General features: G+C 66.9%; 1 protein-coding gene. It reads right to left on the bottom strand.

The genetic code is table 11. The features are described 5' to 3' along the window. On the bottom strand, window positions 1–375 hold a 375-nt coding region (gene nadA / locus AC1DUE_RS20755; protein WP_477041284.1), incomplete at both ends, for a quinolinate synthase NadA.

Below are 375 nucleotides of genomic sequence, written 5' to 3'. Positions count from 1 at the left end.
GTTCATCGTCGAGCAGAAGCAGACCGTCTTGTCGAGGAAGACGATCTCCTTGTCCTCCGCCGCGAACCGGTTGGCCAGGCGCCGCACCAGGTTCAGCTCGGTGCCGATCGCCCACTTCGAGCCGGCCGGCGCCGCCTCCAGGGCCTTGATGATGTACTCCGTCGAGCCGACGTAGTCCGCCGCCGCCACGACCTCGTGCTTGCACTCGGGGTGCACCAGCACATTGACGCCGGGGATGCGCTCGCGCACATCGTTGACGGACTCCACCGAGAAGCGCCCGTGCACCGAGCAGTGCCCGCGCCACAGGATCATCTTCGCGTTCCGCAGCTCCTCGGCGGTGAGACCGCCGTTCGGCTTGTGCGGGTTGTAGAGGAC

It is taken from the genome of Cellulomonas sp. P4_A2 (assembly GCF_056402515.1).
This window is presented reverse-complemented; position numbering and strand designations above follow the sequence as displayed.